Annotated in this window: 8 protein-coding genes; 4 read left to right on the plus strand and 4 right to left on the minus strand. The window is 71.8% G+C overall.

Translation table 11 applies throughout. The annotated features are described in order from the left end of the window. Positions 1-72: 72 nt before the first annotated feature. The 4 genes from FGF04_RS12695 to FGF04_RS12710 are packed head-to-tail and all read right to left on the minus strand — an operon-like array spanning position 73 to position 4,189. The gene (locus FGF04_RS12695) at positions 73-1,092 is read right to left on the minus strand and encodes a Gfo/Idh/MocA family protein (RefSeq protein WP_149511420.1); all 1,020 of its coding nucleotides are present in this window, start codon (positions 1,090-1,092) and stop codon (positions 73-75) included. Continuing rightward, positions 1,089-2,090, minus strand: a complete 1,002-nt coding sequence (locus tag FGF04_RS12700; RefSeq protein WP_149511421.1) for an ATP-binding cassette domain-containing protein — start codon at positions 2,088-2,090, stop codon at positions 1,089-1,091. Before FGF04_RS12700 ends, FGF04_RS12695 begins: the two co-directional genes overlap by 4 nt. A 3-nt stretch (positions 2,091-2,093) precedes the next feature. Then, positions 2,094-3,167 (minus strand): ABC transporter permease, encoded by a 1,074-nt coding sequence (locus FGF04_RS12705; RefSeq protein WP_149511422.1) that lies wholly within the window; start codon positions 3,165-3,167, stop codon positions 2,094-2,096. 5 nt (positions 3,168-3,172) lie between these two features. After that, entirely contained in the window at positions 3,173-4,189 is a 1,017-nt protein-coding gene (locus tag FGF04_RS12710) for a sugar ABC transporter substrate-binding protein (protein ID WP_149511423.1), read from the minus strand. Positions 4,190-4,436: 247 nt separating this feature from the next. Here FGF04_RS12710 and iolC point away from each other — a divergent pair, with 247 nt between their 5' ends. The 4 genes from iolC (at position 4,437) to iolD (ending at position 9,201) form a co-directional block, all read left to right on the plus strand. Further along, the gene (gene iolC / locus FGF04_RS12715) at positions 4,437-5,387 is read left to right on the plus strand and encodes a 5-dehydro-2-deoxygluconokinase (protein ID WP_149511424.1); all 951 of its coding nucleotides are present in this window, start codon (positions 4,437-4,439) and stop codon (positions 5,385-5,387) included. A gap of 32 nt (positions 5,388-5,419) precedes the next feature. Further along, positions 5,420-6,298: a Cgl0159 family (beta/alpha)8-fold protein gene (locus FGF04_RS12720; RefSeq protein ID WP_149511425.1), complete on the plus strand. Its 879-nt coding sequence runs from the start codon at positions 5,420-5,422 to the stop codon at positions 6,296-6,298. Between the two features lie 67 nt (positions 6,299-6,365). After that, entirely contained in the window at positions 6,366-7,241 is an 876-nt protein-coding gene (iolB, locus tag FGF04_RS12725) for a 5-deoxy-glucuronate isomerase (RefSeq protein WP_149511426.1), read from the plus strand. Between the two features lie 85 nt (positions 7,242-7,326). After that, entirely contained in the window at positions 7,327-9,201 is a 1,875-nt protein-coding gene (gene iolD, locus FGF04_RS12730; RefSeq protein WP_149511427.1) for a 3D-(3,5/4)-trihydroxycyclohexane-1,2-dione acylhydrolase (decyclizing), read from the plus strand. Positions 9,202-9,219: the final 18 nt, after the last annotated feature.

Below are 9,219 nucleotides of genomic sequence, written 5' to 3' on the forward strand. Positions count from 1 at the left end.
GCATTCAGGGGCGCGCAGTTCCCCGCGCCCCTGAATGCGCAGGGGCCAGGCCCCTGCGCATTCAAGGGCGGCTCAGGCGTAGAAGGGCGGGCGGTCGGCGAGGGTGACCTCCACCCGGCCGCCCTCCTGCTGGGCGCGGACGCCCGCCTCGCAGACCGCCGCCGTGGCGTAGCCGTCCCAGGCGCTGGGGCCGGTCACCTCGCCGCGCCGGGTGGCGTCCACCCACGCCTGCACCTGGCGGTCGTACGCGTCCTCGAACCGTTCCGTGTAGTCCTGGGCGATGGCGCCGCCCCAGTGGCCGGCCTGCTGGGTGACCAGGGCGTGGCCGTCGCCGATCCGGGCCGTGCCGCGCTCGCAGACCACCTCGGCCTGCACCTGGTACCCGAAGCCGCAGTTGACGTTGATCTCGACGTCCACGATCGCGCCGCCGGAGGTCTCGAACACCACGAACTGCGGGTCCTGCAGGCCCTCGGGGGCGTTGCCCGACGGGGTCGGCTTCAGCACGGTGACCGCGGTGATCTCCTGCTCCAGCAGCCAGCGGGTGATGTCCATCTCGTGCACGACGGAGTCGTTGATGAGCATCTCGCTGGTGAAGCCGGGCGGGGTCGCCACGTTGCGGTGCCGGTTGTGCAGCATCAGCGGCCGGCCCAGCCGGCCCGTCTCCAGCAGCGCCTTGAGCTGCACGTACTCCGGGTCGTACCGGCGCATGAAGCCCACCTGCACCCTGCGGTGCCCGAGCCGCTGCTCGGCCTCCAGGACGCGCAGGGCCGAGGCCGAACCGGGGGTGAGCGGCTTCTCGCACAGGACGGGCAGGTCGTGCTCGAAGGCCGTCATGAGGGCCGCCTCGTGGGCGGTGCCCGGGGAGGCGATCAGGACGGCGTCGACCCCGTCGGCGGCCATCGCGGCGGCCGGGTCGGTGAACGCGGAGCAGCCCTCGATGCCGTCGGCGATCCGCTTGACCCGTTCCGCGTCGACGTCGACGACCGCCGCCACCCGGGCGCCGTTGGTCACCTCGTGCAGCCGGCGCACGTGGTCGGCCCCCATCCGGCCGGTGCCGATCACGGCCACGCCGAGGGTGGTGCTCCGGCTCATCGGGACGTTTCCTTCGACGCCGCCAGGGGAGCCTGTACGTCCGCCGCCTCGGGCAGCCCCTCGACGTCGACGCCGCGCACCTGCGCCAGCTCATGCTTGAGGGCGGCCAGTTCGGCGCCGCCCGCCATGTGGTTGGTGAGCTCTTCGAGGGTGACGTCGGCGCGGGCGGCGGAGAGTTCCATGGTGCCCAGGCGCAGGACGCTGAAGTGGTCGCCGACCATGTAGGCGTGGTGCGGGTTGTGGGTGATGAAGATGACGCCCAGGCCCCGGTCGCGGGCGGCGGCGATGTACTTGAGCACCACGCCGGACTGCTTGACGCCCAAGGCCGCGGTGGGCTCGTCCAGGATGAGGACGCGGGCGCCGAAGTGGACGGCGCGGGCGATGGCCACGGACTGCCGCTGGCCGCCCGAGAGGGTGCCGATCGGCTGGTCGAGGTCGTCCAGGACGATGCCCATGGCGCGCAGTTCGGAGTCCGCGGTCTCCTTCATCGCCGCGATGTCCAGGCGGCGGACCGGCCAGGGGCCCTTGGTCAGTTCGGAGCCGAGGAAGAAGTTGCGCCACACCGGCATCAGCGGCACGGTGGCCAGGTCCTGGTAGACGGTGGCGATGCCCCGGTCCAGGGCCTCGCGCGGCGTGCCGAGGTGCACCGCCTCGCCGTCGATGAGGAACTCGCCCTCGGTGTGCTGGTGCAGCCCGGAGATGATCTTGATCAGCGTCGACTTGCCGGCGCCGTTGTCGCCGAGGACGCAGCTGACCCGGCCGGCGTGGACGGCCAGGTCCACGCCGTGCAGGGCGCGGACGTTGCCGTACGCCTTGCCGGCCCCGCGCAGCTCGACGATCGGCCGCCCGTCGCTCCCGGCCGCGCCGGCGGCCCGCTCCCCGGCCGCCGCGGTGGTGGCCGCCGTGCCGGTGGCTGCCGCGGCGGTGTCCGGGGCGCCGGGGGCCGGGGCCTCGGAGACCGGGGTGCCGCCGTCGGTGGAGGTGGTGTTGTCGGTCATGGGTTACCTCCGGGTCGCCTGGCGGCGGACCCACAGATTGACGAGGGCGGCGAGCAGCAGCATGACGCCGAGGAAGGCCTTGAACCAGTCGGGGTTCCAGTTGGCGTAGACGATGCCCTGGGAGACCATGCCGAAGATGAAGGCCCCGATGACGGCGCCGACCGCGGAGCCGTAGCCGCCGGTGAGCAGGCAGCCGCCGATGACCGCCGCGATGATGTACAGGAACTCGTTGCCCACGCCCTCGCCGGACTGGACGGTGTTGAACGAGAACAGGATGTGCATGCCGACGAACCAGGCACCGGCGCCGACGGTCATGAACAGGGTGATCTTGGTGAAGGTCACCGGCACGCCGACCGCGCGGGCGCTCTCCTGGTTGCCGCCGGTGGCGAAGATCCAGTTGCCGAACTTGGTGCGCAGCAGCAGCCAGGTCGCGAGGGCGGCGAGCACCAGCCAGTAGAAGACGGTGATCTTGACGTCGACGCCGCCGATGGAAATCTCCGAGGCGAAGACCTTCCTGGCCTGGTCGAAGCCGTCCATGTCGCTGATCGAGTCGGTGGCGACGTTGCCCGTGTACCACTTGGTGACGGCGAGGTTGGCGCCCTGCAGGATCAGGAACGAGCCCAGGGTGATGAGGAACGACGGCAGACCGGTGCGCACCAGCATGTAGCCGTTGAACGCGCCGACCGCCAGCGCCACCACCAGGGCGACCAGGACGCCGGTCCACACGTTCATCGAGAGCTGGAAGCTGAAGATGCTGGCGGTGAGCGCGGAGGTGGTGACCGCGACGCCGGCGGACAGGTCGAACTCCCCGCCGATCATCAGCAGCGCCACCGGCAGGGCCATGATGCCCATGACCGAGGCCTCGTAGAGCACGTTGGCCAGCGAGCTCGCCTCACGGAAGGGGGAGGCGACCGCGAAGAAGAAGACGTAGACGACGACCGCCGCGATGAGGGCGCCGATCTCGGGGCGGGCCGCCAGCCTGCGGGCCAGGGACCGCTGGGAGGTCCGGCCGTCCTTGGGGGCGGCCGGCGAGGCCGGCGGCGAGGAGCTCGCCGCCGGTGCCGTGGCCTGGGTCATGGGTGTCACCGAGTGCCCTTCGCGGCGAACTTCGAGATGTCGGCCACGTTCTCCTTGTCGACGAACGCCGGACCGGTCAGCACCGGCTGCTGGCCGCCACCGCTGAAGTTGCCGTTGGTCTTGTACAGCCACAGGGAGTCCACCGACAGGTAGCCCTGGAGGTAGGGCTGCTGGTCGACGGCGAACTCGATGTCGCCGTCCTGGACGGCCTTGACCATCTCCTTGTTGAGGTCGAAGGTGGCGACCTTCGCCTTGCTGCCGGCGTCGTCCACGGACTGCACGGCGGTCAGGGCGAACGGGGCGCCGAGCGCGACGACGTAGTCGATCGACGAGTCCTGCTTGAGCTTGGCGTTGATCGTCGACTTCACGGACGGCATGTTGGTGCCGTTCACGTTGAGGTTCGTGGTCTTGCCCTCGAACGTCTTCTTCACGCCGGAGCAGCGGGCCTCCAGGGAGACGCTGCCCTGCTCGTGGATGACGCAGATGGCGTTCTTGGCGCCGAGCTCGTTGAGCTTCTCGCCGAAGGCCTCGCCGGCCACGAACTCGTCCTGCCCGAAGTAGGACAGGAGCCCCTGCTCCTTCCAGTCCTCGATGCCGCCGTTGAGGCCGACGACCGGGATGCCCGCCTTCTCGGCCTTGGCGACCACGGTCTTCATCGCGTCGGGCTTGGCGAGGGTGACCGCGATGCCGTCGACCTTCTGGTCGATCGCGTTCTGGACGAGGTTGGCCTGCTTCGCCGAGTCGGGGTTGTTCGAGTAGATCAGCTCGACGTTGTCCTTGTCGGCGGCGGTCTGCGCGCCCTTGCGTATGAGGTCCCAGAAGGTGTCACCGGGGGCCGCGTGCGTGATCATCGCGATCTTCATGCGGGGGGTGTCGGCCTTGCCGGCCGACCCGCCGCCCGAGTCCTCCTCGGCCTTCTTGCCGCCGGAGTCGCTGGAGCAGCCGGCGACGGTCAGGGCCACCGCGGCGGCCGCGGCGACGAGGGCGAATCTGCGGGAGCGGGGGCGAGACGTGCGGTCCATCTTTCCGGCACCTCACTGTGCGACAGGGGGAGAAGAAACGGATATTCGGCTGTGCTGTTGGGAGGGGATGTAAGTCCCTGTCCGACCCCGCTGTCAATACTTTGTTAAGACATCATTTCACGATCACGTGAGAATGTAAGTACAAAGTCTTGACATGGGTTCGGCGCCGGACTTACACCTAGGACACACCGGTCCCGCTGCACCCCACACCCAGGAACTCCGCACCCCACGAAGAGGAGCGACGCGCATGACCGAGTCCTTCGACCTGATCACCATGGGTCGCATCGGAGTCGACCTCTACCCCCTGCAGACCGGCGTACCGCTCGCCCGTGTCGAGACGTTCGGAAAGTTCCTCGGCGGTTCGGCAGCCAACGTGGCGGTCGCCGCGGCACGCCTGGGACGCACCACGGCGATCGTCAGCCGTACCGGCGATGATCCCTTCGGAGCCTATCTGCACCAGAGTTTGAAAGAATTCGGGGTCGACGACCGCTGGGTCACCCCGGTCGCGGCCTATCCCACGCCGGTCACGTTCTGCGAGATCTTCCCGCCCGACGACTTCCCGCTGTACTTCTATCGGCAGCCGAAAGCACCGGACCTGGAGATCCACACCGACGAACTCGACTTCTTCGCGCTGCGCGCCGCCAGGATCTTCTGGATCACCGGCACCGGCCTGAGCGAGGAGCCCAGCCGCTCGGCCACGCTCGCCGCCCTCAAGGCCCGCGACAAGGCCGGGACCACCGTCTTCGACCTCGACTGGCGCCCCATGTTCTGGGCGGATCCCGACGAGGCCCGCCCCTACTACGCCGAGGCCCTGCGGCACGCCACCGTCGCCGTCGGCAACCTCGACGAGTGCGAGATCGCCACCGGGGTGCGCGAACCGCGGGCCTGCGCCGAGGCGCTCCTGGAGGCCGGCGTGGAACTGGCCGTCGTCAAGCAGGGCCCCAAGGGCGTCCTCGCCGTCCACCGCGACGGCACCACCGCCGAGGTACCGCCCGTACCGGTGGAGGTGGTCAACGGCCTCGGCGCGGGGGACGCCTTCGGCGGCTCGCTCTGCCATGGTCTGCTGAGCGGCTGGGACCTGGAGAAGATCATGCGGTACGCCAACGCGGCCGGCGCGCTGGTCGCCTCGCGCCTCGCCTGTTCCTCCGCGATGCCGACCGCCGCCGAGGTCGAGGAACTCGTCGCCCCCCGCGGCTGACACACCGCCACCCCCCGAACGGAGCCCTTCAGTTGAGCATCACCATCCCCGACCTCGTCAGGGTGCGCGCCCGGCACCCGGAGGCCGTGGCCGAAGCGGCCGCCCGCCGCAGCCGCCGCCCCCTCGTCGGCGACAGCGGCCGCCTCATGATCGTGGCCGCCGACCACCCGGCACGCGGCGCGCTCGGGGTCGGCGACCGCCGGCTGGCCATGGCCAACCGGGCCGACCTGCTGGAGCGCCTGTGCGTGGCGCTGTCCCGGCCCGGTGTGGACGGGGTGCTCGCCACCGCCGACGTCCTGGAGGACCTCCTGCTGCTCGGCGCGCTGGAGGACAAGGTCGTCATGGGCTCCATGAACCGCGGGGGCCTGGCCGGCGCCGCCTTCGAGATGGACGACCGGTTCACCGGGTACCGCGCCGAGGACGTCGCCCGGCTGCAGTTCGACGCGGGCAAGCTGCTGCTGCGCATCGACTACGACGACCCCGGATCGCTGAACACGCTGGAGTCCTCCGCCCGCGCGGTGGACGCCATGGCCGCCCACCGGCTGCCGGTGTTCGTCGAGCCGTTCATCTCCCGCCGCGTCGACGGGAAGGTCCGCAACGACCTCTCCGCCGAGGCCGTCACCCGCTCCATCGCCATCGCCTCGGGCCTGGGCGGCACCTCCGCCTACACCTGGCTGAAGCTGCCGGTCACCAGCGACCCGGACGACATGGCCGCCGCGCTGGAGACCTCCACCCTGCCCGCCGTCCTGCTCGGCGGCGAGGTCGGCCGGGACCAGGAGGGCGCGTACGAGAAGTGGCGCAAGTGCCTGCGGCTGCCCACCGTCCAGGGCCTGGTCGTCGGCCGGTCCCTGCTCTACCCCGCCGAGGGCACCGTCGAGACCGCCGTGGACACCGCGGTCGGCCTGCTCTGAGCACACCTCGGCCCGCCCCGGCCGCAGAACGGCCCGCCCCGACCGGACACCGGAAGGACCCCACCGCATGACCAGCGCACACCACCTGCCCGCGGGCAAGGCCGCGAGCGGCCCGTACGCCGTGGACGTCACCCCGGAGAGCGCGGGCTGGGCCCACTCAGGCCTCCGGGTCCTCGAACTGCCGCCCGGCGGCACCCATCTGTTCACCGCCGGGGACAGCGAGTGGATCGTCCTCTCGCTCGGCGGCTCCTGCACCGTCGCCGTCACCGACGACTTCGGCCAGGACGAGTTCGAACTGCGGGGCCGCGCCGACGTGTTCAGCGGCGTCAGCGACTTCGTCTACGTGCCCAGGGACGCCACCGCCTCCCTCACCTCCCACGAGGGCGGCCGCTTCGCCCTCACCGGGGCCCGCTGCGAACGCCGTCTGCCCGCCCGCTACGGGTCCGCCGAGTCCGTACCGGTCGAGCTGCGCGGCAGCGGCACCTGCTCCCGCAGGGTGCACAACTTCGGCGCGGCCGGCGTCTTCGAGTGCGACAAGCTCATCGCGGTCGAGGTGATCACCCCCGGCGGCAACTGGTCCTCCTACCCGCCGCACAAGCACGACGAGGACCGGCCCGGCGAGGAGTCCCAGCTGGAGGAGATCTACTACTTCGAGATCGCCGGCCACGAGGGCACCCCAGGACTCGGCTACCAGCGGGTCTCGCCGTCGGGCCACGGCAGCGGCACGGACGTGCTCGCCGAGGTGCGCGGCGGGGACGTCGTCCTGATCCCGGACGGCTGGCACGGCCCCTCCATCGCCGCGCCGGGCCACGACATGTACTACCTCAACGTCATGGCCGGGCCCGGCGCCGACCGCGCCTGGCTGATCCGCGACCACCCCGACCACGCCTGGATCCGCGACACCTGGGCGAGCCAGCCGGTCGACCCCCGGCTGACCCCCTGACCTGCTGGCCCGCTGACTTCCCGGCCCCCGACCTCTCGATCCCCGTACCTCCGCCCCGTCACCTCCGCATCCCAGTGAGGAACCGATGAGCCGCTCCACGCTCCGCCTGACCGTCGCCCAGGCACTGGTGCGCTTCCTGTCCGCGCAGTACACCGAACGCGACGGCGTACGGCACCGGCTGATCGCCGGCACCTGGGGGATCTTCGGCCACGGCAACGTGGCGGGCCTCGGCCAAGCGCTCCTGGAGGCCGGCGAGCAGACCATGCCCTTCCACCAGGGCCGCAACGAACAGGCCATGGTGCACGCCGCCGTCGGGTACGCCCGCCAGCTCGACCGGCTCTCCGCGCAGGCCGTCACCACCTCCATCGGCCCCGGCGCCACCAACCTCGTCACCGGCGCGGCCCTGGCCACGATCAACCGGCTGCCCGTGCTGCTGCTGCCCGGCGACTACTTCGCGACCCGCACCGCCGACCCGCTGCTCCAGCAGCTGGAGCACCCCGTCGAGGCCGACCTGTCCGTCAACGACACGCTGCGCCCGGTCTCCCGGTACTTCGACCGGATCCACCGCCCCGAGGCGCTGGTCCCGGCCGCCCTGAACGCGATGCGGGTGCTCGCCGACCCCGTGGACACCGGCGCCGTCACCCTCGCCCTGCCGCAGGACGTGCAGGCCGAGGCGTACGACTGGCCCGAGGAGTTCTTCGCCGACCGGGTCTGGCACGTGCGCCGCCCGGCGCCCGAACCGGCCGAGCTGGCAGCCGCGGTGGAGGCCGTGCGCGGCGCCCGGCGCCCCCTGCTCGTCGCGGGCGGCGGCGTCCACCACAGCCGGGCCGAGCAGGCCCTGAAGGAGTTCGCGGACGCCACCGGCATCCCGGTCGCCTCCACCCAGGCGGGCAAGGGCTCGCTGCGGTACGACCACCCGGCGGACGTCGGCGGCATCGGCCACACCGGCACCGCCGTCGCCGACGACCTGGCCCGCACCGCCGACCTGGTCATCGGCGTCGGCACCCGCTACTCGGACTTCACCACCGCCTCCGCCACGCTCTTCCAGGCCCCGGACGTACGGTTCGTGAACCTCAACGTCGCCGCCTTCGACGCGCACAAGCTGAGCGCGCGCCCCCTGGTCGCCGACGCCCGCACGGGCCTGACCGCCCTCACCGAGGCGCTCGCCGGCCACCGCGTCGACCCGGCGTACGAGGCGCGGTACCGGGAGGGCAAGGAGCGCTGGGAAGCCGTCGTGGACGCCGCGTACCGGGCGCCGGACGAGCACGCGGTCCCCACCCAGACGCAGGTCGTCGGCGCCCTGGACGCCGTGGTCGGCGACGAGGACGTGGTCATCAACGCGGCCGGCTCGCTCCCCGGCGACCTGCACAAGCTGTGGCGCGCGCGCAGCCCGCGCCAGTACCACCTGGAGTACGGCTACTCCTGCATGGGCTACGAGATCCCGGCCGGCATCGGCGTCCAGCAGGCCGCCCCCGGCACCCCCGTGTGGTCGCTGGTCGGCGACGGCACGTACCTCATGATGCCCACCGAGATCGTCACGGCCGTCCAGGAGGGGCTGCCCGTCAACCTGGTGCTGATCCAGAACCACGGGTACGCCTCCATCGGCGGCCTCTCCGAGTCGGTCGGCGCCGAGCGCTTCGGCACCGCCTACCGCTACCGGTCCCCGGACGGCACCTTCACCGGTGACCCGCTGCCGGTCGACCTGGCCGCCAACGCCGCCAGCCTCGGCATGGACGTCCTGCGCGCCAAGACCGTGCGCGAACTCCGCGAGGCCCTGGCCACCGCCCGCGCCTCCGACCGCCCGACCTGCGTGTACGTCGAGACCGACCCGGCGCCCACCGCTCCCGGCGCCGAGGCGTGGTGGGACGTGCCGGTCGCCGAGGTGTCCTTCCGCGAGGCCGCGACCGCCGCTCGCGCGGCGTACGACGAGCACCTCGCCGACCGCCGCCGCCACCTCTGACGGCGGCCCCGCCCGCAC

This window comes from Streptomyces apricus (assembly GCF_008369065.1).
Taxonomy (GTDB): Bacteria; Actinomycetota; Actinomycetes; order Streptomycetales; family Streptomycetaceae; genus Streptomyces; species Streptomyces apricus.

Bases quoted from the DNA above. Each gene is read 5' to 3' on its own strand.
- FGF04_RS12700 (WP_149511421.1), bottom strand. From the start codon at position 2,090: ATGACCGACAACACCACCTCCACCGACGGCGGCACCCCGGTCTCCGAG.
- iolB (WP_149511426.1), top strand. From the start codon at position 6,366: ATGACCAGCGCACACCACCTGCCCGCGGGCAAGGCCGCGAGCGGCCCG.
- FGF04_RS12695 (WP_149511420.1), bottom strand. From the start codon at position 1,092: ATGAGCCGGAGCACCACCCTCGGCGTGGCCGTGATCGGCACCGGCCGG.
- iolD (WP_149511427.1), top strand. From the start codon at position 7,327: ATGAGCCGCTCCACGCTCCGCCTGACCGTCGCCCAGGCACTGGTGCGC.
- FGF04_RS12705 (WP_149511422.1), bottom strand. From the start codon at position 3,167: ATGACCCAGGCCACGGCACCGGCGGCGAGCTCCTCGCCGCCGGCCTCG.
- iolC (WP_149511424.1), top strand. From the start codon at position 4,437: ATGACCGAGTCCTTCGACCTGATCACCATGGGTCGCATCGGAGTCGAC.
- FGF04_RS12710 (WP_149511423.1), bottom strand. From the start codon at position 4,189: ATGGACCGCACGTCTCGCCCCCGCTCCCGCAGATTCGCCCTCGTCGCC.